Source organism: Planomonospora antibiotica (assembly GCF_014647955.1).
GTDB lineage: Bacteria > Actinomycetota > Actinomycetes > Streptosporangiales > Streptosporangiaceae > Planomonospora > Planomonospora parontospora.
Genome location: NZ_BMQE01000008.1, coordinates 205,760 through 229,364 on the forward strand (window position 1 = coordinate 205,760; position 23,605 = coordinate 229,364).

Consider the following 23,605-nt stretch of genomic DNA (forward strand, 5'->3'; position numbering starts at 1 on the left):
CCGCAGGGGGGAGGGGGCGCGTCCGCTCCGGTGATCGGGAAAGGCCGGGATGAGCGAGTACGTGGTGGCCGTCGACGTCGGCGGCACCTCGATGAAGGGCGGGCTCGTCACCCGCACCGGCACGGTCGCCGCGACCGACCGCCGTCCCACCGGGGCCGAGCTGGGCCCGGGCAACGTGATCGCCGTCGTCCGCTCCTTCACCGGCGACCTCGCGGCCCGCGGAGCGGAACTGTTCGGGACGGCGCCCGCGGCGGTCGGCATCGCCGTACCCGGGCTCGTCGACGACGCGACGGCCACCGCGCTCTACGCCGCCAACCTCGGCTGGCGCGACGTTCCCGCCGCCGACCTCGTCCCCCTGGACGTCCCGGTCCGGCTCGGCCACGACGTGCGCACCGGCGGCCTGGCCGAGAGCGTGCTCGGCGCCGGCCGGGAGCTCTCCGACTTCCTGTTCCTGCCCATCGGCACCGGCATCGCGGGCGCGATGGTCATCGGCGGCGGGCCGTACGGCGGGACCTCCGGCTGGGCCGGCGAGATCGGCCACGTCCCGGTCTTCCCGGAGGGAGAGCGGTGCGCCTGCGGCCAGATCGGCTGCCTGGAGACCTACGCCTCGGCCTCGGCCGTCTCCCGCCGCTACTCGGCCCGCGCGGCGTCCCCCGCCACGGCCGAGGAGGTCGCCGCGCTGACCGCCGCCGGAGACCCGCTGGCGGCGAAGGTCTGGGACGACGCGGTCGAGGCGCTCTCACTCGCGCTGGCCACCTACACGCTCCTGCTGGACCCCTCCGCGATCGTCCTGGGCGGCGGCCTGGCCGAGGCGGGCCCCCTCCTGTCCGACCCGCTGGCCGTACGGCTCGGCAAACGGCTCACCTTCCGCACGGCCCCGCCGCTGCGGAAGGCCGCCCTGGGCGTCGCGGCGGGCATGCTCGGCGCGGCCCTGCTCGGCTGGCGCGCGGCCGGGGTACCGGAGGCGGGGGCGTCGTGGTCGTCCGATGTGCCGAGAACCCTCGCCGTGCCGTAAGGTTGTATCCCGTCTGTGCGACGGGATCCCCCGGGCGCTTAGCTCAGCGGTAGAGCGCTCGCCTTACAAGCGAGATGTCACTGGTTCGAACCCAGTAGTGCCCACCAGCGAAAACGCCCCGTTCCTGATCTTCGGAACGGGGCGTGAGTGACCAACTGAGTGACTAACTCCTGAAGATGTCGTCCATGGCCTCCGCGCCTTGCATGAGCACCGGCCGGATCTGCTTGCGGTAGACGGTCTCGGTGACCACCGTGTTGCGGTGGCCGACCAGGCGCGAGATGTCCTCGATCGGGACGCCGGAGGCCGACAGCAGTGAGACGAAGCTGTGCCGCATCTCGCGGGGAGTCCAGTCGGTGCCACGGAGCCCCGCCCTCTCGATGATCTTCCGCATGTCGCGGCGCACGTTGCCCGCGCTCATCGCGGTCCCGGTGGAGGTGCAGAAGACCAGGCCCGCCTCCGCCTGCCTGCCGCCCGCCTTCTCCTGCTCCTCCCGGAGCGCCCGCAGCGCGTCGACGCACCGCCGGGGGAGTTTGAGGGAACGGCGTGACTTGACGGTCTTGGTGTCTCCTTTCTTCCGTACGGACCGCCAGACGTAGATGGCGAACTGCTCGTGCTCCCAGCCCGCTTCGGTGACCGGCAGCCACGTCTCGCGTTCCTCGTCGAAGGCGACGACGTGGGACCACAGGAGGGCGCGCAACTCCTCCGTGCGGGCCCCGATGAGCAGGGAGAGCACGACGTAGGCCCGCATGCGCGCGCCGGCCCGCTCCGCCTCGGTGACGATCGCGGTCGCCTGGGCGAGGGTGAGCGCCTTGGAGGTGCGGCCCTCGCGGCCCTCCGGTATCTCGCAGAGGTCCACGACGTTCCGCTTCACCTTGTCGCGGCGCATCGCGCTCTTGACCGACCGGTTGAGGATGCCGTGGATCAGCTTGAGCGAGCGCGTGCTGAGATCCGTGGTCTTCCCCGCCAGCCACCGGTCGACGTCCTCCACCGACAGGTCACGCAGCTTGCGCGCGCCCAGAGCCGGGATCACATGGGTATCGGCGAACGTGGTGTACATCTTCACCGTGGTCTCGGACCGGCCGCCCAGACCGTGCTGGAGCCAGTACGTCACCGCGTCGGCGACGGTGTAGTTGGCCGGGGCGATGGCGAGGCCGTCGTCGTAGTCGCGGATGATCTCCTTGAGCTTGTCCTTGGCTTCGGTCTTGGTCCGGCCGCTGGCCTTCTTGACGATGCGCTTTCCGGCCGGGGAGTAGCCGACCGTCACCGTGGCGATCCAGCGTTGCCGCTGCTCGTCCCAGTGCAGGCCGCCGTCTCCCCGGCTGCGTCGTGCGGTCATGATGCCTTCGCCTCCTGTTCGAGTAGGTCGATGTAGTCGGAGATGGCCGAAGCCGGGATCAGCCGGGTGCGGCCCTGGGTGACCGAGCGCAGGCGGCCCGATCGGATCTGCTCGTAGATCACGCTGCGGCTCATGCTGAGCAGGTACATGGCCTCGCAGACGCGATAGAGCCTTCGTTCGCCGGGCGGTCCGGCTGGGGTCATCCGTCCTCCCGTTCCGCCGCGATGGCGCGGGCCAGGAAGACGCGTTGCCGGATGTGCTCGGCCAGGACCGCCTCGCCGGGGGTGTAGCCGGTGCCGGCGAACCGCCAGTGGCCGAGGGTGAGCGTGGTCGCGTCATCCAGGGCGGGAAGGCCGTGCCGCTCGCGTGCTTCGGCGGCCCGGTAGCGGGCGCGGAGGTCGCGCAGGTCACCGAAGGTGGTGGAGTAGCGCTGGCTCTTGCTGGAGAAGTGACCCCGGAACCCGAGCATGTGCGCCCACGGCCGCAGCCGCAGCGCCGTGAACTCCGGACGGGCGCCCAGCTCCCAGCAGGTGCGGATCATCCGGCGGGCGTGCTCGGTGACCGGCAGCGCGTCCAGGTGCAGGCCCGGCTTCAGCCCGGTGCCGCGGCAGCGTCCGCATGAGGCCGCCAGGCCCAGCCGCCCGCGCCCCTTGCAGGCCGGGCACGACAGCCGGTGGTAGACGGTGCCGGAGGCTTCGGCGCCCTTGGTGGCGTACTTGGCGATGTAGGACGCCACCGCCCGTTCGCTCAGCCCGGCCGCGTCCGGGTCGAGCAGGATCGGCCGGATGTCGAGCTGATCACCCCAGACCAGGTCCCACCGACCCAGCCCGCTGTGCGGGGAGGTCACCCGGACGCGCCGCACCGCCGGGGCGATCGCACGGGTGAGCAGGTCGTGATCGGCCCAGTCCGGAGGCGGCTCGGCTCCACCGCCGGGGCCGTCGAGACGGACCACGGCGTGGAAGTGCACCAGGCCCCGCCGGTGGTACTCGGCGACCTCGGCGAACGAGACCCGTACCCGCCGGCCGAACTCCCGGCGGCTCAGCCCCGCCTCGGCGGCCAGGGTGCGCCGGACCTCCAGGGTGAAGCGGTGCCACAGCGCCCCGGCATGGGCCTGCCACAGCACTGCACCCGTGTAGTCGTAGCACTCGGCGCACAGCGGTTGGCCGAGCCGGTCGTCTCCTTCCTCGTGACGGGCATGGCAGCCGACCGGGTCGCCGTGCGGGCAGAGCTTGTCCCGTGCACGGGGACGGCAGGCCCGTACGGTGCCACCACGCTCCCGGCGGGTGTGCACCGGCCCGAACGACGGCGCGGTCAGCGTGACGAACGCCCGCGGATGGGTGCTGACGGTGTCGGGGACGCCCTTGCCGCCGGACAGGCCCGCCCGGATCAGCTGGAAGGCGTCGGCCTGGTAGACCCGTGAGCAGGCCGGACAGACCGAGGCCCGCCGGTTGCCGCAGGCCACCAGCAGGTGCCCGGACGGCTCGTCGGCGGTGGTGTAGCTGTGCAGGACCTCCCCGGTCGTCGTGTCCACCACGGTCGATTCGCCGGCCAGGTGGATCGGGTGGGCGCAGCCGCCGGTCGAGGCGACCATGGAGCGCCAGCGGTCGTAGGCGGGATCGTTGATCACCCGGACGAGGTCGATCATCCATTCCGGCTGGTCGGTGGGGTGGCGGGGTGGCGGGGTGGGTGGTCTGGGGTGTTCATGACGGCCTCCTTCGTCTCGCTCCCGACAGGTACCTCAACACGTGCTACCTCTTGTAAAGAGCAAACGTGCAAGGAGGGGGTGTCGGTATGGCCGACGGGGACAAGGGCGCCGCCCGCTGGCGGATCATCGCCGATCTGCTGCGTTCCGACGTGCTGCAAGACCACCATCAGCCGGGACAAGCCCTGCCAGGAGAGGCGTTCCTGGCCACCGAGTACGCCACCTCCCGGCCCACCATTCGAAAGGCCATCGCCCAGCTCGTCGGCGAAGGGCTGCTCACCGTCGCCCACGGCCGGGGCACCTTCGTCCGCCCCGCCCCGGACCGCCGTACGATCCTCACCGGATGGGCTGAGCATGACGACCTGCTCAGCCCGGCATACGACCCCACTAGGCAGGGATGGGAGCACGTCACCGTCCCCAGCGAAGCCGAGCGCGCAGACAACGGGGTCGTTCCGAACTCGGCCCTGTTCATGACCGTCGAAGGCAGCAAAGCCGACGTCCTGGCCGTCCGTCGGGGCCGCATGATCGTCTACCGCTACGCCTACTGGCAGCACGCCAAGACCCGCGCCCGCATCCACCTGTGCTCGTACCTGCTGGCCGACCAGGTCGCCACCATCACCGGTGAAGGCGCAGACCGCGACATCGAACCGCACGTCGAGCCCGATGACTACTACGCCTACCTGGAGCGCGAACACGGACCCCTGCGCTGGAGCACATCCATGCACGCTCAGATGCCCTACGGCGAGACCTGGGAAGACCTCGGCATGGAACCGATCGGCACCCCGTTGCTCGTCGTCCGCCGGGTCATGCTCAGCAGCAACGGCCGTCCGCTGGAGTTCACCGAGATCGAAGCTCCCGCCGACCGCTTCGAAGTCGCCTCCGCCGCCGACGACCGAGGTGAGCCGGGAGGGACAGCCGCGCTTCGCGTGTAGTGGGCTCAGAGTTTCTTTACTGGTTCAAGGCGGCAGCGCTCCGCGCCGCCGCGGGCGGCCCTGCGCTTGCCCGCCAGCCGGGCATGCGGCCCTGGCGGCCGGTCCCGGCTGGCGGCAGCTCCGGCCGCCCCACCGAACCGAACGCATCCATCACCCGCGGTCCGCCTGTCATTTGGCACTTCATCGCCGGCCTTGCTCACACCATGGATCTTGATAGTTTTCTGCACCGTATCTTCACACGTTCCGCGTCTGATTGTGGTTGGTTCGGCGGTAATGGTGCTTTATGGTGTTGCCATCGAAGATATTCCGAGTGTCTGCTTTTCTGTGCGGCGGCCTTTCTGGCCCCCTCTGCAATAAATTCTACCGATTCAATGGTGAATTTTAGATTGAAGAATGGGATTTTTGGAATGTATTCGCATGGCAGGGGGAGCAGCTTTGTTTTGGCTGCACTCCTCACCTTTGTGGGGATCCTTTCTCTCGGCGGGTGTGCAATATCGTTATTATGTGATTCTGAGGCAAAAAAGTATTTTGCTGCGACAAGCAAGGCAATTGAAATGTCGTTAGAGAAAAAATGGATAAAGGGATATAATGAGCTTTCCGGATGTGACTCGTATGACGATCCTTCGGTTTCGATATGGCTAGTCGATGATCTTAGGTCATTGGATGATGTGTCTAGAAAGATGCAGCAAGATGGATGGGAGGTGATTTCTGGCGGCCTTGAACTAGAGAAAACGGAAGACGGAATAGTGTTGATTGCCAGAATCGTAGACTCCCCACTGGAGGGGAAAGTCATAGAACTTCTTCCAGGGGAATAAAAGAGTCGAATTTGGTCGTCGCGATCGAGATCAAAACGGCTTGCTGGAGAATCTGCCGCCCCGCTTCCGGTGCTCGGGCCTGGCGGCCCTGCGCTCCGGGTCGGGTTGCCATCGGATGACCTGGCTGGCCGAGGAGGCACCCGGAGCGGAGGAGGGCGATGCGGGTAGAGGCGTGGCGGCGCCGTCCCTCCAGATCCACGCCGCCACGCCCGCCTACGAGGCGCGGTCCCGGTTCGTCGGGATGCGCTGCCAGGGCCGCTGTTCCAGCCGGGTCTCCTCCTCCAAGCGACGCGCCAGTTCGGCCGGACTCGTCCCGCAGCGGATCTCGGACAGGCCATGCTCCTGTGCGTACACCGACAGGACGGTCCGCCGCACGGCGTACCAGCCGTCGGCCACAGCGGGGGAGATGATCCACGTCTGTCCGTAGCGCCGCCTCAGTTCCTCCGGCGTCACCGCTGCTCCGGCCACAGGGCCGCGATCAGGCTCACCACCAGGTACGGATCGTCGTTGCGGAAGGGCTGAGGACCGGACGCGGTACGCAGCCACACCAGGTAACCGGAGCAGGAATCCACGGTCACGGTGGCGTCGCACCCGCCCTGGGGACCGAGTACGGCCAGCTCCGGCGGGAAGCGGTCCACCCAGTAGCGCCGCATCGGCCGGTCGGGCCAGGAGTGGCCGGCCGCGCGGTCGGCGAACAGGCCGAGGCTGATCGTGTGCTGGCAGCGGGCGCGGATGCCCCGCTCTGTCAACAGCCGCTGGACCACGGCCAGTGCCCTGTCCTGGCGCTCCGCCGTGGTCTCGTCCACGGCGGGCGGGGCGGCTCTACAGTTGTCCATGGGTCGCACCTCCGATGTGCGATCAAGGGACCCGTACGGCGTGTCCGCGCCTGCGGGTCCCGCTGTTGTGCGGCCCTCCGATCACATCGCCAATACACGTGTCCATACAGATGGCGATGGGGGAGACTGGGGGAGACGGCAGATCTTCCATGTCTCCCCCAAGGCGCGGTGATGGACGAGATTCCGGGTTGGGCGCTACGTCTGCGCGCCGAGCGACGCGAGCGGCTGTGGTCGCAGCGGCAGATGGCACGGGCACTGGTCGAGGCGGCCGACGAACGCACCCGCGCGCACCTGGCGACCCGTGAGTCTCTGACCCGCATGATCAAGGACTGGGAGAAGGGCCGGCACCAGCCCAAGGACCCGTACCGTCTGCTGTACTGCCGGGTGTTCGACCTCAGCGAGGCTGAACTGTTCGACCTGGCGGGTACGGCCCCGCGCAAGTCTCCGGCGCAGGTGCTCGCCGCGATCATGCCCGAAGGCGACCTGCTGTCCCGGCTTCCCGCGCAGACGGGGCGACGGGTCGGCATGGGCACCGTGCACGACCTGTCGGCGCGCGTCCACGGTCTGCGGCTCGCCGATGACGTCATCGCCGGAAGCGACCTGATCCGCCCCGCCTTCCGCGAGCTGGACGCGGCGGTCCGGCTCTACCGGTGCGGTACCCACACCGAGGAGGCAGGCCGGGCACTGCTGGCCAACATCGGCGAACTAGCCCAGATCGTCGGGTGGATCGCCAGTGACGCCGGGCAGCACGAGCAGGCCGCCCAGACCTACCGGTTGGGCATCAGCGCCGCACGCGAAGCCGGGGACGGTCCGCTGGAGGCCAACCTCATCGGCTCGCTGGCATACCAGACCGTCAACGTCGGTGATGTCCAAGAAGGCGTGGCGCTGGCACGCGCGGCTCTGGAAGCGGCCGGGCCGGATGCCTCACCGCGGCTGCGCGCGCTGACCTGGGACCGCATCGCCTGGGCACACGCCCGCGCCGGAGAGGCCCAGCCAGCCATGAGAGCGCTGGGTGAGGCGAGCGCGGCCCTGGACAGCACCGCCGGAGTCGATGAACCGTCCTACCTGTACTGGGTCAGCGCCGACGAACTCCAGATCATGGAGGCCCGCGCCTACACCGAGCTGCGCCGCCCGCTGCGGGCCGTACCGCTGCTCAGTGAGGTGCTGACGCGCTACGACGCCACGCATGCCCGGGAACTGGCGCTGTACCTGTCCTGGCTGGCGGTGGCCCTGGCCGACGCCAACGAGCCGGAGGAGGCGGCGCACACGGCCTCCCGGATGCTGGACCTGTCCGTTGATCTGACCAGCGACCGCACCACCCAGCGCGCCCGCGTGGTCCTGGCCCGGCTCAAGTCGTACGCAGACGTTCCCCAAGTGCGCGAGCTGCTGACCCGCTACCCCATGAGCGCCTAACCTCCAAGGTTGGAATGTCTTAGGTGAACCGACGTTGGTTGGAGTTTCATGGGTGTGAAGGAACGGACTGTAAGGAGGTGGACCAGTGCGCCGGGTCTTCTGCTGATCGGTTCCCAGGTCACCATCAGCTTGCTGCTCCTGTACGCAGGATCCTTCCCTGGGCTCAGCCCGCTTTGGGTACTGCCCGCTTTCCTGGCGTTCTTCATGATCGGCGCGATCTGGTTCGTTCGCTTCGTCGTCGTGCTTTCCCGCCAGGAGAGTCGGCCGGACCTCAGACGGAATCTGCTGCGCTGGGCGGCACCGCCGATCGTTGGCGTCCTGATGTTCGCATCGACTGGGGTAGTGAAGCAGTCCAGGTTCGCACTGTCCGAGGAGAGCTTCGAGAAGGTCGCGCACTCGGCGATGAAGGGGAGTCCTGATTGGAAGACGGGGGCAATGACGCTGGGATTGTTCGATGTCTCCTGGGCTACGCGCCACGAGAACGCCGTGCGTTTCGCTCTGGCCGGTGGAGGAGACGGCATCCACCAGCACGGGCTCATCTGGAGTCCGCAAGGTGAGCCGCCGCTACCGGAGGAAGCGGAGTACGCGCCCGATGTCGAGCACTTCCATGGCCCTTGGTATCTGTGGAGGGAGAACTTCTGAGCCCGTGAGTGACCAACTGGGTGACAACGGCCGTGGACGGAGCCGGACACCGATGGACGAGAATGGATCGTCCCCGCAGGTCAGGACCAGTGTCTACCCTGGTTGAGAGTCAGTCCGGATTGCCTTACAAGCGAGATGTCACTGGTTCGAACCCAGTAGTGCCCACAAAAGAGCCCTGGACCTGTAGAAACAGGTCCAGGGCCTTGCTGTTTGATCAGCGGATGTTGGTCCGCTCACAAACAGGTCGCCTCAGGCGACCTTGACGGAGTGTGGACCGACGCTGATCGTCACATCGACGTGTCCGCCCAGCGCGGCTGCGTAAGCACGGAGAGTCTCCAGCTCCATGGCGTCGGGATCACCGTTTTCGATCTGGGACACCCGAGACTGCGAGATGCCGAGCGCGGCGGCGACGTCGGCCTGGGTTTTGCCGAGAGACTTGCGCAGTTCCTTCAAGTGGTAACCGGCCACGTAGGCGTCCAGCTTGGCTTCGGCGGCGGCCTGTCGCTCCGGGGCAGCCAACTCGGGATGGAGCCGGTGGGCCTCGGCCTTGACCTCCTGCCAGCGACGCGCAGGGCTCATCGCCTGTCCTCCTTGGTCTTCTGGGCCTTCTTCTCCGCGCGGTACTCCGCGTAGCGGGACTTGGCCAGCGGGACCGCCTCGTCATACCAGCGTGACCACTTGCCGGCCTTGTCCCCGGCCACGAGGAAGATCGCCTCTCTGCCGGGATCGAGGATGAAGACAATTCTAATCTCTGACCGCCCCCGGGAGCCCGGACGGAGCTCCTTCAGGTTGTTCAGGTCATCATCCTCCAGCGTGTCCACCAGGGGGCGGCCGAGGGCAGGACCGGCCTCGGCGAGTCGATCGATGGCTCTCTCGATGAGGGTCGCGGAGTCAGGATCACTCTCGCAGAGTTTGAGGAACCAAGACTCCACGGGTTCCAGTAGAACGATCTCCCACGCCATCTTCGAAATATAACCCTTGACTCATGTCTCTGTCTGAAGGATCGACCAGGTCGAAGGGGCTTGGTTCGACCGGTGGCGAGAGCATGGAAGTGATCAGGTGTGTTCTCGTCCACGCCGAACCGGCGGAGGACCTCCTTCGCGGCCACGGCCGCACCGGCCGGGCGGACGCCGGTCAGGACGACCGGCCACCGCACACCGGCTGGAGAGCGAACTTACTGTTATTACAGTCATCACTGCAATAACAGTAAGGTCGTACCGTGATCGATCCGTCGGACGCCGAGCTGGACTTCGTGGACGAAGTCGCAGCCTTCTTCGCCCGCGAGGGCATGCCCCTGATCGCCGGCCGTGTCATCGGCTGGCTGCTCATCAGCGATCCGCCGGAGCAGAGCGCCGCGCAACTCGCGGACGTGCTGCGGGTCAGCCGGAGTTCCATCAGCAGCGCGACCCGGCTGCTCACTCCCAGCGGCCTGGTGGGGGGAGTACGCCGCCGGGGCGAGCGGCAGGAGTACTTCCGCATCGCGGTCGACGGGTGGAGCCGGATGCTGGCCAACCGCTACGCCAAGACGGCCGCGTTCCGCGAGCTCACCGAGACAGGGCTGAGAGCCCTCGCGGACAGCCCGCCCCAGCGGCGCGAACGGCTGCACAATGTCAACGAGCTCTACCGCTTCCTCGAGGCGGAGCTGCCGGCGCTGTGGCAGCGGTGGGAAACGCGCGCGGGCGCGCCGGAGGGGGAAGACGACCGTGCCGGATGATCTGCGCAGCACCTACCTCACCTGCGCGGAGGGCAGGCTGCACGTCTACACCGCGGGCGGGCGGGGATCCGCCGTTCTGCTGCTGAGCGGCGCCGGCGTCGACAACGCCCTGCTCAGCTGGCGCCACCTCATCCCGGCGCTGGCCGCGCACCACCGCGTCTTCGCGCTCGACTGGCCGAAGCAGGGCAGAAGCCTCCCCTGGACCGGGCGGGTCACGCATGACCGCATGCTCCGCTGCGTCACCGAGGTGCTCGACCACTTCGCGCTCGACTCGGCAGCCCTGGTCGGTCTCTCCCAGGGCGGGGCCCTGGCGCTGGCCTACGCCATCGACCACCCCGTTCGTGTCGAGCGTCTGGTGGCGCTCGCACCGGCCGGGATCCTCTCCTTCCCGCCCGTCGTGCACCAGCTTCTCTGGCTCACCGCCAAGCTGCCGCTGCTCAACAGGACCTTGCCGGGCCTGATGCTCAGGAGCCGCGCGGGGATCGCCCGCTTCGCGGAGCAGGCGCTCTTCGCCGGCCCCGTCCACGACTTCGACGACATCGTCGACGAGATCCACGCAGAGGTCCGGGCCGCGGGAGCCGGCTCGTCCGACTGGCAGAACGCCTCCATCGGGCCGTTCCGCATGCGAGTCGACCTGCGGCCCCGTCTCCATCTGATCACCTGTCCGGCCCTCTTCATCCAGGGCGACAAGGACATCGGTGTCAAGCTCCGGCACACCAGGGCCGCCGCCGCCCTGGTCCCGGGCGCCCGGCTCGAAATCCTCGAGGGCAACGGGCACTGGTCCAACCGCCAGTCCCCCGACCGGGTCAACGCCCTCGTCGCGGAGTTCCTCGGCCCGCCTCGCTGAACCGGCCTCCTGCGCGGGGGCGTCCCGGCCTCCCGGCCGGTCCCCGTACGGCGATCGATGTCAATCGAAGGATGAATGTGGATCAGGCCCGGGGCCCGTAGCATGCGCTGGTGCGTGGTCGTGGCGCTGGGGCGCTCGGACGGCTGTCGGCCGTCGATCCGCTCGTGCTCGACGGTGCGCTGGCGCTGGTGATGTCCGTCGGGAGCGTGCTGTGGGCGGCCTACGAGCCCGGACGCGCCATGAGGCCGGCGGACGGGCTGTCGGTCGCGCTGACGGTCGTGGTGAACCTGCCCCTGGCGCTGCGCAGGCGGATGCCCTTCACCGTGCTGGTGGTGTCCGTGGCGGGGGCCGTGAGCTACCACGCGCTCGGCTACCACTACGGGCTCAACAGCATGGCGCCGCTGCTGGCCCTCTACACCGTGGCCGCGCGCCGCCCCGTGGCCGTCACCGCCGCCGGCACCGTGCTGGTCGTCGCGGAGTGGATCCATGCCGTCGGACTGCATCCCGGGATCCAGTGGTGGTCGGCCGTCGGGCAGTCCGTCCTGGTGGCCGCTGTCACGGTGTGCATCGGCGCCAGCGTGCGGCTGCTGGGCGAGCGCACCGGTCAGCTGACCGAACTGGCCGCGCGGCTCCGCGAGGAGCAGGCCGCCGCCGCGTTGCGGGCCGTCACCCAGGAGCGGGTGCGCATCGCGCGGGAGCTGCACGACGTGGTGGCGCACCACATGTCGGTGATCTCGGTGCAGGCGGGCATGGGCAGGTACGTCGCCCTGGGCGACCCGGTGGCCGCGCACGAGACGCTGGGGGTCATCGCCGACGCCAGCCACGAGGCGCTGGGAGAGATGCGGCGGCTGCTGTCGATCCTGCGGGTGGAGGCGCACGACGAGGACGAGGACCTCTACGCGATCACTCCGGGGCTGGGAGGGCTCGCGCCGCTGCTCGAGCGGGTGCGCGTGGCCGGACCCGCGGTCGAGGTCCGTGTCGCGGGGGAGGAGCGGCCGCTGCCGTCCGGGCTGGACCTGTGCGCCTACCGGATCGTGCAGGAGTCGCTGACCAACGTGCTCAAGCACGCCGGGGCGGCGCGGGTGGAGGTGCTGCTGGAGTACGGCGCGGCCGAGCTGACCGTCAGCGTCACCGACGACGGGACCGCGTCCCCCGGTGGACCCGGCTCCGGGGGCGCCGGGCACGGGTTGATCGGCATGACCGAACGTGTCAGGCTCTATCAGGGAAAGATCACCGCAGGGCCCCGGCCGGAGGGCGGGTTCGCAGTGGTGGCCGTACTCCCGTTGCCCACGCCCGCCCCGGGCGGGTGACCTCCGGACGACACACTTACCTGCGAGGCGCGCGAATGGTCACCGTACTGGTGGTCGACGACCAGGTGCTGATCCGCGCGGGGCTGGCCGCGCTCATCCGCGCCGCCCCGGGCCTGGAGGTCGTCGGGGAGGCCGCCACCGGTGAGGAGGCCGTGGACCTCGCGGCGGAGCTCCGGCCCGACGTCGTGCTGATGGACATCCGGATGCCCGGGATCAGCGGCATCACCGCGACCGAGCGCATCCTCGCGGCGGGCGGTCCCCAGGCGCCGAAGGTGCTGATCCTGACCACCTTCGACATCGACGAGTACGTCTACAACGCGCTGCGCCTGGGGGCGAGCGGCTTCCTCCTCAAGGACACCCCGCCCGAACGCCTGATCGCCGCCGTCCAGACGGTCGCCGGCGGAGACGTCCTGCTCGCCCCGAACGCCGTCAGGCGGCTGGTGGAGGCGTTCAGTGACACGCCGGCCGCGCGTCCGCGCGCGGAGCCCGGTGCGCGTCCGGAGGCGCTCGCCCCGCTCACGGCGCGCGAGGTCGAGGTGCTCCGGCTCGTCGGGCAGGCCATGTCCAACCGGCAGATCGCCGAGGTGCTGTCGCTGAGCGAGGCCACGGTCAAGACGCATCTGAACCGGCTGATGAGCAAGCTCCACCTGACCAGCCGCGCGCAGGTGGTCGTCCTGGCCTACGACTGCGGCCTGATCGAGCCCGCCGGCCGGGAGTCTCCGCGGCCGTGACGGGATCCGCCGAACGCCGTGCCGGACGCGCGTACGGCGGGCGGTCTTCGCCCGGAGGTCCGCCCCCGCGATCTTCCCTGAGTGTCCGGACCCTGCGGGCGCCTCCCGCGGCGGGGAGAGGACGCCGCTCCTATCGGGAACGGAGACCGCCTGCCGCCAGGGAGAGCAGTTCGTCGACCGGCCACTGGTCGTAGGCGTGCTCGCCGTACTTGCACGCGACCACCCGGCCGTCGGGGGCGATCAGGAAGTCGGCGGGCAGCCCGAGCCGTCCTCCGTGCGGCCGGGCGGCCGGTGCGCGGTCCCGCCCGCGGGCGATCCGCCCCAGGCCGCGCAGGACGGCCAGGACGACCGTCCCCCACACCCGGGGGTCGAGCAGCGCGCGGGGCGCCGACTCCACGCCGAACTCGGCGTACAGCTTCTTGTCCGGGTCGGCGACGACGGCGAACGGCAGGCCGGCGGCGTGCTCGGCCAGTTCCCCGGCGGGGGAGTGGAAGACCGCCACCTCGCGGACGCCGGCCGCTTCGATCTCGGCGTGGCGGGTGACGAAGGAGCGCAGGTGCAGATTGCAGAGCGGGCAGCCGGCGAAGCGCCGGAACTGCAGGTGGACCAGGCGCTCCGGGTCCGGGACGGCGGCCGCGTGGCCGTTGACGGCGGGCAGTTCGCGGATGGGGACGGTGGAGCCTGGCTGGAGGCGCATGGGAGCTCCCTCTTAGGTGTACGGCATACGCCTACGATTGTAAGCGTATGCCGTACACTTTCGTTCGCCATGCCACGCCCTCGCTCCCTCAACCGGGACCAGATCGCAGCCGCCGCCCTCGCCGTCATCGACCGCGACGGGCTCGCGGCGCTGTCGATGCGCGCGGTCGCGGCGGAGCTCGGCATGAGCACGATGGCGCTCTACCGCTATGTCGACGACCGCGGGGAGCTGGAGGGACTCGTGGTCGAGCTGGTGCTCGACGGCGTCGACGTCTCCCCGCCCGCCGAAGGGGCGTGGCGTGAGCGGGTCGCCGCCCTGGTCGGCAGGATGCGTGACCGCGTGGGCGCGCACCCGCAGGCCGTGCCGCTGACGATGACCCACCGCCACCGTTCGGCGGGGATATTGCGCTGGTCGGAGGCGGTGCTCGCGGTCCTCGCCGAGGCGGGTCTCGAGGGGCCCGAACGGGTCATCGCCCTGCGGGGCCTGCTGAGCTACGTCATCGGCGCGATCCAGCTGGAGCATCTGGGCCCGCTGTCGGGCGAGGGCACGGCCGCCATGGCCGGGCTGCCCCCGGCTGCGTTCCCCCATCTGGCCGAGACCGCGGGCTGCGCGCGGCTCGTCGGTGCCGAGGAGGAGTTCCACGGCGGCCTGGCCATGATGCTGCGCGGCATGGGCGGGGACCGGCCGGGCCGGGCTTGCGGGTGTGAGGGGACGGCGCCGGGAAGGCACCCCGGGCCGGGCCGGGCGGAGGGGCCTGCCGGCTGCGCGGAGGGGCCTGCCGGCGGCTGACCGGAGGCGCCGCCCCGAGGGGTCCGTCCGGTGCCCGGCCGCAGGGGGCCGGTCCGCTCAGGAGCCGGGGAGGGCGCGGTTGACCGCGGCGGTGTAGGCGTGGAACGCCCCGGTGCGGTTGTCCGGATCGCCGATCCAGGCGCGGTCCAGCCGTCCCCCGGTGAAGAACCGCTTCCGCTGACCGAGGCTGATCTCCAGCTGCACCCCCTTGCCCCGCCGGTTCCGGTTGGTGATGTTGTCCGGGCTCCTGCCCCGCAGGCCCGCGGGAACCGACCTGGCGACGGTGAAGCCCGCGGCGCGCAGTTCTGCGGCGATCCTCCTGATCAGCTCCGTGTCACGGCCGCCGATGTAGGTCGTCGCCCTGGCTCCGGCCGCGCCGTGCCAGGCGACGGTGTAGTCGACCCGGGCCACCAGCCTGCGCGCCTTCGGCTCGTCGAACCTGTCGGCGGTGATGTGCAGGTCGCGGTTGCCGGAGGGCTTGACGGCCGTGAACGAGTAGTAGGCGTGCCGGCCGGCGCGGGCGGAGTGGTTCGCCAGCTGGGTCGTCGGCGGCTCGATGGCGCCTCCGTGGACGGCGATGTGGGCCACCCGCGCTCCGCGGGGGAAACGCTGCTCGCGCCGATAGTCCCTGCCCTCGGTCTCGTGGGCGGCGAGCTGGGCGTAGCCGGTGTACTTGTCCGCGGGGCGGGTCTGCGCGGGTCCGGCGGGAGCGCTGTGCGCGTACGCGAGAGCACCGTGCGCGTACACGGGAGCGGCGGTCGGAGCCGGTGCCAGACTGCTCACGAGCAGGACGGCGCCGATCCGGGTACCCGTTCGCGGCATCGGTGCCTCCTGCGGTCGCCTCCGGTGGAACGGCGTGCGGACAGGTCGTCGCGCGCCTTCCCGTGCAGGTTAAGCGGTGGCCGCCGACGAGAGCGGATTGCGGCCCGGCGTGTCGGTCCGGCCGGTCCGACACGCCGGGCCCAGCCCTTCCGCCCTTCCGTTCCTCCGGCCCGGGCGGCCGCGCGGGCCGAGGGGAGGGGTCCGGCGGAACGGGAAATGTCGGAGCGCTCTGGTAGGTCTGGGCCATGGGTGTGAGCGTTGACGAGTTCCTGGAGATGCTGGACCGGCTGCCGGAGGTGAAGCAGACCCCCGGCGGTGACTGGATCGCGCTGAAGGTGCGGGGCAAGGGGTTCGGCTACCTGTGGGAGCGGACCGAGACCGTCGGTCTGAAGGCGACGATCGAGGAGCAGATCGCGCTGGTGGCGGAGCGGCCGGAGGTCTTCGAGCCCCAGTTCACCGCGGGCCGGTTCGGCTGGGTGGTGGTGCGCCTGGCGGGGATCGACGCGGACGAGCTGTTCGAGCTGGTCACCGAGGCGTGGTGCCTGACGGCGCCCAGGCAGCTGGTCGCCGCCCACGAGGCGGGACACTAGCCGGGCGCCGTCAGGGACGCGGCGAGGTCAGCCGACCCGGCAGGAGACCGACGGCAGGGCCTGGTTGCCGTTGTGCATGACGGTGAAGCCGAAGGTGTTGCCGCTGCCGTTGGGCCGCATCGTCATGACGTTGCCGCTGGAGTCCCAGCTGGGGCTGCCGTTCCAGGTGGCGATGATCTTCTGCGGGCTCCGCACGGTCACCGTGGCGGTCCAGGAGGCGCTGCCGGAGACGGTGACGGAGGCGTTGAAGCGGTCGCCCCACTGCTGGCCGCGCGAGATCGTGGCGGTGCAGCCGCCGGGGTTGCCGGTCGGCGTGACCGTCGGGGTCGCCGTCGGGGTGCTGCCGGTCGGTGCGACGGCCCGGCCGGTCGACGGTGAGACCATGCCGGCGCACAGGTTGCGGCTGCGCAGGTTCGCGGCGATCTGGGGGATCGCCGCGATCGTGGTCGCGTAGTTGTCGTGCATGAGGATGACCTGGCCGTTCTGCAGCCGGCCGGCAGCCTGCACGATCTGCGAGGTGCTCGCGTTGTTCCAGTCCTGGGAGTCGACGTCCCAGAGGACCTCCGTGAGGCCGAGCTGCTGCTCGACGGCTCTGACCGTGGAGTTGGTCTCGCCGTAGGGCGGCCGGAACAGCCTCGGCGCGGTTCCCGTGGCCTGCTGGACGGCCTGCTGGGTCCGCTGGAGCTCCGACTGGATCTGGGAGCCGCCCAGCTGGGTCAGGTGGGGATGCGACCAGCTGTGGTTGGCGACCCACATGCCGGCGTCCTGCTGGGCCCTGGTCAGTGAGGGATTGTTCTGCACGTTCTGCCCGGTGTTGAACATCGTGGCGCGCAGGCCGTTGGCCTTCAGCGTGTTCAGCAGGTTGGTGGTGGTGCCCGGGTTGGGGCCGTCGTCGAAGGTCAGGCCCACGTACCCGGCGCTGCAGTCGGCGGCCGCGGCGGTGCCGGCGGAGGAGGGCAGCGCCACGACGAGCCCGGCGGCCAGGGCGGTGAGGGCGCCCGTGACGAGCGCTTTCCGGACACGGGAGAGGCGGGTGCCGCGGGGGGAGATGGTGTCGATCACGGTTGTTCCTCCACTGGAACACTGATCGGGGACATGGGGGGACACGGGACCGGACGGGCACGGCAGGGGGCGATCGTGCTGAACCGCGCCCGCTTCGCCGGCCACCGGTGCGGAGGCGGGAGATCTCTGCCCGGGCACTCATTCTGGGGACGGCTTCTGAAACATGTCAACGTTGATCTGAAACATTTCAGATCAATCAATCGCTTAATGCCGTGTTGAGCTGAGATGACTTCGGCAAACGGGACTCGAAAGTTTCATTCATCCGACGGCCGCTCGGCGACATCCGGTCCCCGTGCCGGTGGGCGCGGTGCGCTCCCGGTCCGCAGCCGGGCCCACCCCCGCGTCCGGGACCGTCCGGCCCGACCGGGGAGAAATCGCTAGGATCCCGGTCATGGCGGGGAAGAGGGCGATCGCGGACGGGTTCGCGGAGCGCGCCGAGGCGCACCGGCGCGAGCTGCACGTGCACTGCTACCGGATGCTCGGCTCCTTCGACGAGGCCGAGGACCTGGTGCAGGAGACGCTCCTGCGGGCCTGGCGCCGCCGGGACACCCTGCGGGACGAGACCGGCCTGCGGGCCTGGCTGTACCGGATCGCCACCAACGCCTGCCTGGACCACCTCCGGGCGCACCCCCGCCGCCCGGAGCCGCGCCCGGCGCCGGCCGGGGCCGATCCCGGACTCGACCCGCCCGTCCCGGGGCTGGTCCCCTGGCTCCAGCCGTACCCCGACGAGCTGCTGGACGCGGCGGACCTGGTGATCGAGCGCGAGACGATCGAGCTGGCCTTCCTGGTCGCGATCCAGCACCTGCCGCCCCGGCAGCGGGCGGTGCTCATCCTGCGCGACGTGCTCGGCTGGTCGGCGCAGGAGACCGCCGAGTCGCTGGAGCTGACCGTCGCCGCGGTGAAGAGCGCCCTGCAGCGGGCCAGGCCGGTCCTCAGGAGGCACCTGCCCGCGCGGCGGCTGGAATGGGCCGCTTCCGCCGGCCCCACCCCGGAGGACCGAGCCGTCCTGCGGCGTTACATCGACGCCGTCGAGCAGGCCGACCCGTCCATCCTCACCGAGGTGCTCCGGGCCGACGTCTGGCAGGCGATGCCGCCGGCGCCGATCTGGCTGCAGGGGCTGGAGACGTTCGTGGCCGCCTGGACCCCGGCGATGGTCGGGCCCGAGGCGTGGGGAGACTGGCGGGTGCTCGCCGTACGGGCCAACCGCCAGCCCGCGGCCGCCGCCTATCTGCGCCGGGCCGGCGAGACCTGCTTCTCGCCCTCCTGGCTGGGAGTCCTGCGGGTCGAGGACGGGCTGGTCACCCAGATCACCACGTTCGGGGACGAGATGTTCGCCCCGTTCGGCCTGCCGGCCTCACTCTGACCGGTCCGAGAAGATCCGCGGAGGACCGATTCCTTTTCCGGGCCGCCCTCGTCTCATGGGGGACAGGTCATGAGAGAAGGGAAGCATCGTGTCCGATCTCCAGAAGAACGTGCAGGCCGCCATCGAAGAGCTGGTGGAGTCGGGGGCCGAACGCGGCGTGCAGGTCGCCGTCTACCGGCGCGGCGAACTCCTGGCCGACGCGGTGGCGGGAGTGGCCGACCCGGAGACGGGCCGCCCGTTCACGTCCGGGACCTCGGTCTACGCCACCTCGACCGGCAAGGGCGTGACCGCGACCGTCGTCCACGTGCTGGCCGAGCGCGGGGCCCTCGATTACGAGACCCGGATCGCGGACGTGTGGCCGGAGTTCGCCGCCCGCGGCAAGGAGAAGGCGACCGTACGGCACGCGCTGACGCACGCGACCGGCGTGCCCGGGGTGCCGGTGGACACCACGCCCGAGGACCTGTGCGACTGGGACCGGATGTGCGCCGCGATCGCCGCCGCCGAGCCGTGGTGGGAGCCGGGCACCCGGTTCGGCTACCACCCGCAGACCTACGGCTACATCCTGGGGGAGGTCGTCCGCCGGGTGACCGGGAAGCCCATCTCGCAGGTGCTCCGTGAGGAGGTGGCCGGGCCGCTCGGCGTGGCGGGTGAGCTGTTCTTCGGCGTGCCCGAGTCCGAGCTCGGCCGGCTGGCCAGGATCGAGGACGCCGGGCCGCCGATGGAGCTGCCCGCCGAGGTGATGGCGCAGATCCCGTTCTTCAGGGTGGTCGGCGGCTACACGGCCGCTCCTCTGGCGGCGATGCCGGACGCCGCGTTCAGCAACCGCGCCGACGTGCTGACCTCCGACATCCCGGCGGGCGCCACGATGACCGCCCGCGCGGTGGCCCGCATGTACGACGCGCTGCTGAACGGGGAGCTCGTCTCCGCCGGCCGGTTGCGCGAACTGTCCTCCCCTGCGGTGAGCGGCGTGGACGAGGTCGCGGGCAACCCCGCCACCCTGGCGCTGGGCTACTCGGTCGGCCTGACCGGGGGGTTCGACCCCACCGTGTTCGGCATGGTCGGCAGCGGGGGCACTGCGGCCTTCGCGGACACCGCCACGGGGATCAGCGTCGGCGTGATGAAGAACCGGGCCTCGGCCGGTGACTTCGGCACCGTCGAGCGGATCGCCCGGCTCGTCCTCCAGGAGGGCTGACCGCCTGGGCGGGGCGGAGGACCCGATCCGGCGCGTGTTCCGGGTGCGCTCCGACGCAGGACCCGGTACGGCCGGCGCGGCCGGCTCCGGGGACCCGCGGGGCGGCGACGCCCCCGCAGGTCCCCGGGCGGGCCCGCGGTCAGAGGTCGCCGATCCTCGGGATCAGCTCGCTCAGCACCCACAGGGCCAGGCCGAGCGCGAGGAGGTTGATCCGGGCGCCGCCGATGCCGAACGCGGCCAGCAGGAAACAGGCGAGGGCGAAGATCAGCAGGATGAGAGTGAGCACGCGAAGTCCTTCCGTCCGGTGGGGCCAGCGGGGACTACCCGTGATCGTCCCGGTCATGCGTCCACAGCTCCGCGGGCGGCCGCCCGCGTCGTCCACAGGTCTGCGGGTCCTCCGCCGGGGCGTCCTGATCCTCCTAGAATGACGTGATGACTTCCCCGCACGGCTCCCCTCAGAGCGGCCCCGAGGCAGACGACGCGTCGCGCGTGCTGCGCCGAGTCTTCGGCTACGACTCGTTCCGGGAGGGGCAGCGGGAGATCATCGACCACGTCGTCGCCGGCGGCGACGCGCTCGTGCTCATGCCCACCGGCGGCGGCAAGTCGCTGTGCTACCAGGTCCCCGCCCTCGTGCGGAAGGGCACCGGCGTCGTCGTCTCACCGCTGATCGCGCTCATGCAGGACCAGGTCGACGCGCTGACGGCCCTCGGCGTGCGGGCGGGCTTCCTCAACTCCACGCAGGAGCACGAGGAGCGCCGCGAGGTCGAGGCCGCCTTCCTCGCCGGTGAGCTGGACCTGCTCTACGTGGCGCCGGAGCGGCTGCGCACCTCCGCGACGCTGGGCCTTCTCGACCGCGGCTCGATCGCGCTGTTCGCCATCGACGAGGCGCACTGCGTGGCCCAGTGGGGACACGACTTCCGCCCCGACTACCTGGCGCTGTCCGCCCTGCACGAGCGCTGGCCCGACGTGCCGCGCATCGCGCTGACCGCCACCGCCACCGAGGCCACCCACGCGGAGATCGCGGCCCGGCTGAACCTGGGGGAGGCCCGCCACTTCGTGGCGAGCTTCGACCGCCCCAACATCCAGTACCGCATCGCGCAGAAGCGGGAGCCCCGGCGGCAGCTGCTGCAGCTGCTCCGCACCGAGCACGCCGGTGACGCAGGCATCGTCTACTGCCTGTCCCGGGCCTCGGTGGAGAAGACCGCCGCGTTCCTGGCGGAGAACGGCGTCCAGGCGCTGCCGTACCACGCCGGGCTCGACGCGCGCACCCGCGCCGAGCACCAGGCGCGCTTCCTGCGCGAGGACGGCCTCGTCATGGTCGCCACCATCGCGTTCGGCATGGGCATCGACAAGCCCGACGTGCGGTTCGTCGCCCACCTCGACCTGCCCAAGTCCATCGAGGGCTACTACCAGGAGACCGGGCGGGCCGGCCGCGACGGCCTGCCGTCCACCGCGTGGATGGTCTACGGGCTCCAGGACGTCGTGCAGCAGCGCCGGATGATCGACACCTCCGAGGGCGACGCCGCCCACCGCCGCCGCCTGAGCGCCCACCTCGACGCCATGCTGGCGCTGTGCGAGACGGTCGAGTGCCGCCGCGTCCACCTGCTCGCCTACTTCGGCCAGGAGTCCGGCGCCTGCGGCAACTGCGACACCTGCCTCACGCCGCCGGAGACCTGGGACGGCACGATCGCCGCGCAGAAGCTCCTCTCGGCCGTGCTGCGCCTGAGGCGCGAGCGGGGACAGAGCTTCGGCGCGGGCCATGTCATCGACATCCTGCTCGGCCGGGAGACCGACAAGGTCGTCCAGCACGGCCACGCCTCCCTGACGGTCTTCGGCGTCGGCACGGAGCTGAACGAGTCCGAGTGGCGCGCCGTGGTGCGCCAGCTGCTGGCCCGGGGGCTCCTGACCGTCGAGAGCGACCACGGCACGCTCGCGCTCACCGACGCGAGCGCCGACGTGCTGGCCCGGCGGCGGGAGGTGCCGCTCCGCCGCGACCCGGAACGGGCGGCCCGCGCCGAGGCCCGCGCCTCCGGCCGCCGCTCGTCCCCGGCGGCGGAGCTGCCCGAGGAGGCCGTGCCGGTGTTCGAGCGGCTCCGCGCCTGGCGCGGAGCCGCCGCCAAGGAACGCGGCATCCCCGCGTACGTCGTCTTCCACGACGCGACCCTGCGCCAGATCGCGACCGACTCCCCGTCCTCCCTGGCCGAGCTCGGCCGGGTGAGCGGCGTCGGCGAGAACAAGCTGGAGAAATACGGCCAGCAGATCCTGGACGTGCTCGCCTCCGGCGCCCCCCACGTCCAGGACATGCTGGAGCTCTGACCGCCAGGGGCTCAGCGCTCGCAGACGAGCCCGTCGCGGTCGGCGTCGTGATACCACGCGTACTCCGGGTGGACGCTGCGCTCGTACGGCCCGAAGCCCGCGGAGACCGCCGACCTGCAGGTGCGGAAACGGGGGTCGGGAGACCAGCCGGGTCCCGCGTAGCCCGCCGTCCGGGCCTCGACGGGGAGCGGGGCCACCAGGTCCTTGCTGCTGTCGCACCGGCCCGACCAGATCCGCAGCCGCCGCTTGCGCGCCCGGGCCTCCTCCAGGCGCATCGTCCTGATGTAGCGGTCGTTCTTGCGGTACAGCAGCGACTTGGCGTACCCGTAGCGGATGAGGTTGCGGGCCACGGACAGGCCCCGGTGGTTGTAGACGTAGAACAGGCGGCGCCCGTAGTGGTCCTTGTAGTCCCGGTCCCGCAGCAGGTAGGCGGTCCTGCCGGGGGGCAGGAGCGTGCGGGCGCGCTCCGTCGCGGAGTCGAACCAGCACCGGCCGTACTCCGGGGTGTCGAGGCCGAGCAGGCGCACCCGGACGGTCCGGCTGCTCTTGCCGAACCTGACCTCGATCGTGTCACCGTCCACGATGCGCACCACCTTCGCCTTCTGGACGCCTCTCGGCAGGCCCGCCGAGCCGGCCGCGGCGGCCGGGGAGGCGGTCAGGGGAAGGGCCACGAGGGCGGTGACGACCGGAAGGGACAACCGGAGAACGCGTCGCACAGAGAACCTCTCACTAGAAGGAGGGCCGGACGCGCGGAACGGGTCGGACACGACGCACGACGACCGATCCTGGAACGCTGCAAGCAGTCCCCCCGGTGGTCCCGGCGACCCGGACACGGCGAAGAGGTCCCGCCCCTCCCGAAGGAGGGGCGCGGCCCCGGCCCCATTGCCGAGGGATTAAGTACCCCCGTGCCTCACCAGGGTAATCACCTTGATGTGATTTGGCTGGCAGGACGGGCGTGTCCGCCGATCTGCGGATCGGTCCAGGTGAAGGGCGGGAACCTTGGGAAGGGACGTTTGTCGGATGTGATGACTGCCGTCCCAAGGCGGGAAGTCCTAGTCACGCGGTCCGCCCACTGAACCAGGCATGAAGGCTGGCACAGCTGGAAATCACGAGGATCCGGCTAGAACCTATGGTGAATTTGATGCCGTCGGATGCCTCGCCGGTCGTAACGACTCCCTTCGGAGATGCGAGATACAGGGAGTGGATACGAGGGCGAGGGCGAATCCGGACTGGTTGATCGAGGCGGTGACCGCGGTGACCCGGCTGCGGGACCAGGAAGCGGGCCAGGGAGGGAAACGGGTCAGGGGCGCGACCGGAGTGGATCGGATCGCCGTGGCGACCGCCGATCCGATCAAGGGACGAGGTTGGTTCCAGGTCGCGATGCGCGGGACCTTGGACACCGATCGGATGGACGAGATCTTTCTAGTGCCGCATCAGGCAACGTTCGCCCTGTCGACGACGGCGCGTAGGCGTCGGTCGTC

The 23,605-nt window shown here is 70.6% G+C and carries 27 protein-coding genes and 1 tRNA gene; 16 read left to right on the forward strand and 12 right to left on the reverse strand.

Going from position 1 to position 23,605, the window contains the following annotated elements:
• Positions 1 to 49 precede the first annotated feature (49 nt).
• Both IEZ06_RS10605 and IEZ06_RS10610 read left to right on the forward strand, forming a co-directional pair.
• Complete coding sequence (locus IEZ06_RS10605; protein WP_189236497.1) at positions 50 to 1,015, forward strand: ROK family protein; 966 nt, start codon at positions 50 to 52, stop codon at positions 1,013 to 1,015.
• Between the two features lie 32 nt (positions 1,016 to 1,047).
• Positions 1,048 to 1,122: transfer RNA gene (locus IEZ06_RS10610), tRNA-Val, on the forward strand.
• A gap of 56 nt (positions 1,123 to 1,178) precedes the next feature.
• Here the strand turns inward: IEZ06_RS10610 and IEZ06_RS10615 are convergent.
• From IEZ06_RS10615 to IEZ06_RS10625, 3 genes are read right to left on the reverse strand one after another with little or no spacing between them, the layout of a single operon-like run.
• Positions 1,179 to 2,351, reverse strand: coding sequence for a site-specific integrase (locus IEZ06_RS10615; RefSeq protein ID WP_189236498.1), 1,173 nt, complete (start codon positions 2,349 to 2,351; stop codon positions 1,179 to 1,181).
• Positions 2,348 to 2,554, reverse strand: coding sequence for a helix-turn-helix domain-containing protein (locus IEZ06_RS10620; protein ID WP_189236499.1), 207 nt, complete (start codon positions 2,552 to 2,554; stop codon positions 2,348 to 2,350). The genes IEZ06_RS10615 and IEZ06_RS10620 overlap by 4 nt, the downstream gene beginning before the upstream one ends.
• Entirely contained in the window at positions 2,551 to 3,996 is a 1,446-nt protein-coding gene (locus IEZ06_RS10625) for a replication initiator (RefSeq protein ID WP_189236500.1), read from the reverse strand. Before IEZ06_RS10625 ends, IEZ06_RS10620 begins: the two co-directional genes overlap by 4 nt.
• A gap of 146 nt (positions 3,997 to 4,142) precedes the next feature.
• Between IEZ06_RS10625 and IEZ06_RS10630 the strand changes: the two genes are divergently transcribed.
• Together IEZ06_RS10630 and IEZ06_RS10635 are read left to right on the forward strand one after the other, a co-directional pair.
• Positions 4,143 to 4,985: a GntR family transcriptional regulator gene (locus IEZ06_RS10630; RefSeq protein WP_189236501.1), complete on the forward strand. Its 843-nt coding sequence runs from the start codon at positions 4,143 to 4,145 to the stop codon at positions 4,983 to 4,985.
• Positions 4,986 to 5,188: 203 nt separating this feature from the next.
• Entirely contained in the window at positions 5,189 to 5,800 is a 612-nt protein-coding gene (locus IEZ06_RS10635; protein ID WP_189236502.1) for a hypothetical protein, read from the forward strand.
• Positions 5,801 to 6,013: 213 nt separating this feature from the next.
• On the opposite strand, the gene IEZ06_RS10640 is transcribed toward IEZ06_RS10635, so the two are convergent.
• The gene (locus IEZ06_RS10640) at positions 6,014 to 6,253 is read right to left on the reverse strand and encodes a hypothetical protein (RefSeq protein WP_189236503.1); all 240 of its coding nucleotides are present in this window, start codon (positions 6,251 to 6,253) and stop codon (positions 6,014 to 6,016) included.
• Positions 6,250 to 6,636 (reverse strand): hypothetical protein, encoded by a 387-nt coding sequence (locus IEZ06_RS10645; RefSeq protein WP_189236504.1) that lies wholly within the window; start codon positions 6,634 to 6,636, stop codon positions 6,250 to 6,252. Before IEZ06_RS10645 ends, IEZ06_RS10640 begins: the two co-directional genes overlap by 4 nt.
• Positions 6,637 to 6,807: 171 nt before the next feature.
• Between IEZ06_RS10645 and IEZ06_RS10650 the strand changes: the two genes are divergently transcribed.
• Positions 6,808 to 8,049, forward strand: coding sequence for an NsdA family TPR-like regulatory protein (locus IEZ06_RS10650; RefSeq protein ID WP_189236505.1), 1,242 nt, complete (start codon positions 6,808 to 6,810; stop codon positions 8,047 to 8,049).
• Positions 8,050 to 8,097: 48 nt separating this feature from the next.
• The gene (locus tag IEZ06_RS10655; protein WP_189236506.1) at positions 8,098 to 8,691 is read left to right on the forward strand and encodes a hypothetical protein; all 594 of its coding nucleotides are present in this window, start codon (positions 8,098 to 8,100) and stop codon (positions 8,689 to 8,691) included.
• A 249-nt stretch (positions 8,692 to 8,940) separates the two neighbouring features.
• On the opposite strand, the gene IEZ06_RS10660 is transcribed toward IEZ06_RS10655, so the two are convergent.
• Both IEZ06_RS10660 and IEZ06_RS10665 read right to left on the reverse strand, forming a co-directional pair.
• Entirely contained in the window at positions 8,941 to 9,270 is a 330-nt protein-coding gene (locus IEZ06_RS10660; protein WP_184944406.1) for a helix-turn-helix domain-containing protein, read from the reverse strand.
• Entirely contained in the window at positions 9,267 to 9,653 is a 387-nt protein-coding gene (locus IEZ06_RS10665; protein WP_189236507.1) for a type II toxin-antitoxin system RelE/ParE family toxin, read from the reverse strand. Before IEZ06_RS10665 ends, IEZ06_RS10660 begins: the two co-directional genes overlap by 4 nt.
• Positions 9,654 to 9,910: 257 nt before the next feature.
• On the opposite strand from IEZ06_RS10665, the gene IEZ06_RS10670 reads away from it, so the two are divergent.
• The 4 genes from IEZ06_RS10670 (at position 9,911) to IEZ06_RS10685 (ending at position 13,293) form a co-directional block, all read left to right on the forward strand.
• The gene (locus tag IEZ06_RS10670; RefSeq protein ID WP_189236508.1) at positions 9,911 to 10,405 is read left to right on the forward strand and encodes a GbsR/MarR family transcriptional regulator; all 495 of its coding nucleotides are present in this window, start codon (positions 9,911 to 9,913) and stop codon (positions 10,403 to 10,405) included.
• On the forward strand, positions 10,395 to 11,252 hold the full coding sequence (locus tag IEZ06_RS10675) for an alpha/beta fold hydrolase (protein ID WP_229797926.1): 858 nt from the start codon (positions 10,395 to 10,397) through the stop codon (positions 11,250 to 11,252). Before IEZ06_RS10670 ends, IEZ06_RS10675 begins: the two co-directional genes overlap by 11 nt.
• Before the next feature lie 110 nt (positions 11,253 to 11,362).
• Positions 11,363 to 12,562, forward strand: coding sequence for a sensor histidine kinase (locus IEZ06_RS10680; RefSeq protein WP_189236510.1), 1,200 nt, complete (start codon positions 11,363 to 11,365; stop codon positions 12,560 to 12,562).
• Between the two features lie 35 nt (positions 12,563 to 12,597).
• Positions 12,598 to 13,293, forward strand: coding sequence for a response regulator (locus tag IEZ06_RS10685; RefSeq protein WP_189236511.1), 696 nt, complete (start codon positions 12,598 to 12,600; stop codon positions 13,291 to 13,293).
• Positions 13,294 to 13,423: 130 nt separating this feature from the next.
• On the opposite strand, the gene IEZ06_RS10690 is transcribed toward IEZ06_RS10685, so the two are convergent.
• Positions 13,424 to 13,990 carry a peroxiredoxin-like family protein gene (locus IEZ06_RS10690; RefSeq protein WP_189236512.1) on the reverse strand — a complete coding sequence of 189 codons (567 nt, stop codon included), beginning with the start codon at positions 13,988 to 13,990 and terminating at the stop codon, positions 13,424 to 13,426.
• A gap of 69 nt (positions 13,991 to 14,059) precedes the next feature.
• Here IEZ06_RS10690 and IEZ06_RS10695 point away from each other — a divergent pair, with 69 nt between their 5' ends.
• Complete coding sequence (locus IEZ06_RS10695) at positions 14,060 to 14,779, forward strand: TetR/AcrR family transcriptional regulator (protein WP_189236513.1); 720 nt, start codon at positions 14,060 to 14,062, stop codon at positions 14,777 to 14,779.
• A 57-nt stretch (positions 14,780 to 14,836) separates the two neighbouring features.
• On the opposite strand, the gene IEZ06_RS10700 is transcribed toward IEZ06_RS10695, so the two are convergent.
• The gene (locus IEZ06_RS10700) at positions 14,837 to 15,601 is read right to left on the reverse strand and encodes a poly-gamma-glutamate hydrolase family protein (protein WP_189236514.1); all 765 of its coding nucleotides are present in this window, start codon (positions 15,599 to 15,601) and stop codon (positions 14,837 to 14,839) included.
• Between the two features lie 275 nt (positions 15,602 to 15,876).
• Here IEZ06_RS10700 and IEZ06_RS10705 point away from each other — a divergent pair, with 275 nt between their 5' ends.
• Positions 15,877 to 16,191 carry an MmcQ/YjbR family DNA-binding protein gene (locus IEZ06_RS10705; RefSeq protein WP_373293836.1) on the forward strand — a complete coding sequence of 105 codons (315 nt, stop codon included), beginning with the start codon at positions 15,877 to 15,879 and terminating at the stop codon, positions 16,189 to 16,191.
• Positions 16,192 to 16,218: 27 nt separating this feature from the next.
• Here the strand turns inward: IEZ06_RS10705 and IEZ06_RS10710 are convergent, their stop codons facing one another.
• Positions 16,219 to 17,253, reverse strand: a complete 1,035-nt coding sequence (locus tag IEZ06_RS10710; protein ID WP_229797927.1) for a polysaccharide deacetylase family protein — start codon at positions 17,251 to 17,253, stop codon at positions 16,219 to 16,221.
• A gap of 391 nt (positions 17,254 to 17,644) precedes the next feature.
• On the opposite strand from IEZ06_RS10710, the gene IEZ06_RS10715 reads away from it, so the two are divergent.
• Positions 17,645 to 18,616: an RNA polymerase subunit sigma-70 gene (locus IEZ06_RS10715; RefSeq protein WP_189236515.1), complete on the forward strand. Its 972-nt coding sequence runs from the start codon at positions 17,645 to 17,647 to the stop codon at positions 18,614 to 18,616.
• An 88-nt stretch (positions 18,617 to 18,704) separates the two neighbouring features.
• On the forward strand, positions 18,705 to 19,808 hold the full coding sequence (locus IEZ06_RS10720; protein ID WP_189236516.1) for a serine hydrolase domain-containing protein: 1,104 nt from the start codon (positions 18,705 to 18,707) through the stop codon (positions 19,806 to 19,808).
• A gap of 139 nt (positions 19,809 to 19,947) precedes the next feature.
• On the opposite strand, the gene IEZ06_RS10725 is transcribed toward IEZ06_RS10720, so the two are convergent.
• The gene (locus IEZ06_RS10725; RefSeq protein ID WP_189236517.1) at positions 19,948 to 20,094 is read right to left on the reverse strand and encodes a hypothetical protein; all 147 of its coding nucleotides are present in this window, start codon (positions 20,092 to 20,094) and stop codon (positions 19,948 to 19,950) included.
• A 146-nt stretch (positions 20,095 to 20,240) separates the two neighbouring features.
• Here IEZ06_RS10725 and recQ point away from each other — a divergent pair, with 146 nt between their 5' ends.
• Positions 20,241 to 22,124: a DNA helicase RecQ gene (gene recQ, locus IEZ06_RS10730; RefSeq protein WP_189236518.1), complete on the forward strand. Its 1,884-nt coding sequence runs from the start codon at positions 20,241 to 20,243 to the stop codon at positions 22,122 to 22,124.
• An 11-nt stretch (positions 22,125 to 22,135) separates the two neighbouring features.
• On the opposite strand, the gene IEZ06_RS10735 is transcribed toward recQ, so the two are convergent.
• The gene (locus tag IEZ06_RS10735) at positions 22,136 to 22,840 is read right to left on the reverse strand and encodes a thermonuclease family protein (RefSeq protein WP_189236519.1); all 705 of its coding nucleotides are present in this window, start codon (positions 22,838 to 22,840) and stop codon (positions 22,136 to 22,138) included.
• A 517-nt stretch (positions 22,841 to 23,357) separates the two neighbouring features.
• On the opposite strand from IEZ06_RS10735, the gene IEZ06_RS36205 reads away from it, so the two are divergent.
• The coding region (locus IEZ06_RS36205; protein WP_229797928.1) for a hypothetical protein at positions 23,358 to 23,605 on the forward strand (248 nt) is incomplete at its 3' end.

Coding starts and splice junctions, on each gene's coding strand:
- IEZ06_RS10605 (WP_189236497.1), top strand. CDS start 50: ATGAGCGAGTACGTGGTGGCCGTCGACGTCGGCGGCACCTCGATGAAG.
- IEZ06_RS10615 (WP_189236498.1), bottom strand. CDS start 2,351: ATGACCGCACGACGCAGCCGGGGAGACGGCGGCCTGCACTGGGACGAG.
- IEZ06_RS10620 (WP_189236499.1), bottom strand. CDS start 2,554: ATGACCCCAGCCGGACCGCCCGGCGAACGAAGGCTCTATCGCGTCTGC.
- IEZ06_RS10625 (WP_189236500.1), bottom strand. CDS start 3,996: ATGATCGACCTCGTCCGGGTGATCAACGATCCCGCCTACGACCGCTGG.
- IEZ06_RS10630 (WP_189236501.1), top strand. CDS start 4,143: ATGGCCGACGGGGACAAGGGCGCCGCCCGCTGGCGGATCATCGCCGAT.
- IEZ06_RS10635 (WP_189236502.1), top strand. CDS start 5,189: ATGGATCTTGATAGTTTTCTGCACCGTATCTTCACACGTTCCGCGTCT.
- IEZ06_RS10645 (WP_189236504.1), bottom strand. CDS start 6,636: ATGGACAACTGTAGAGCCGCCCCGCCCGCCGTGGACGAGACCACGGCG.
- IEZ06_RS10650 (WP_189236505.1), top strand. CDS start 6,808: ATGGACGAGATTCCGGGTTGGGCGCTACGTCTGCGCGCCGAGCGACGC.
- IEZ06_RS10655 (WP_189236506.1), top strand. CDS start 8,098: ATGGGTGTGAAGGAACGGACTGTAAGGAGGTGGACCAGTGCGCCGGGT.
- IEZ06_RS10660 (WP_184944406.1), bottom strand. CDS start 9,270: ATGAGCCCTGCGCGTCGCTGGCAGGAGGTCAAGGCCGAGGCCCACCGG.
- IEZ06_RS10665 (WP_189236507.1), bottom strand. CDS start 9,653: ATGGCGTGGGAGATCGTTCTACTGGAACCCGTGGAGTCTTGGTTCCTC.
- IEZ06_RS10685 (WP_189236511.1), top strand. CDS start 12,598: ATGGTCACCGTACTGGTGGTCGACGACCAGGTGCTGATCCGCGCGGGG.
- IEZ06_RS10690 (WP_189236512.1), bottom strand. CDS start 13,990: ATGCGCCTCCAGCCAGGCTCCACCGTCCCCATCCGCGAACTGCCCGCC.
- IEZ06_RS10695 (WP_189236513.1), top strand. CDS start 14,060: ATGCCACGCCCTCGCTCCCTCAACCGGGACCAGATCGCAGCCGCCGCC.
- IEZ06_RS10700 (WP_189236514.1), bottom strand. CDS start 15,601: ATGCCGCGAACGGGTACCCGGATCGGCGCCGTCCTGCTCGTGAGCAGT.
- IEZ06_RS10705 (WP_373293836.1), top strand. CDS start 15,877: ATGCTGGACCGGCTGCCGGAGGTGAAGCAGACCCCCGGCGGTGACTGG.
- IEZ06_RS10715 (WP_189236515.1), top strand. CDS start 17,645: ATGGCGGGGAAGAGGGCGATCGCGGACGGGTTCGCGGAGCGCGCCGAG.
- recQ (WP_189236518.1), top strand. CDS start 20,241: ATGACTTCCCCGCACGGCTCCCCTCAGAGCGGCCCCGAGGCAGACGAC.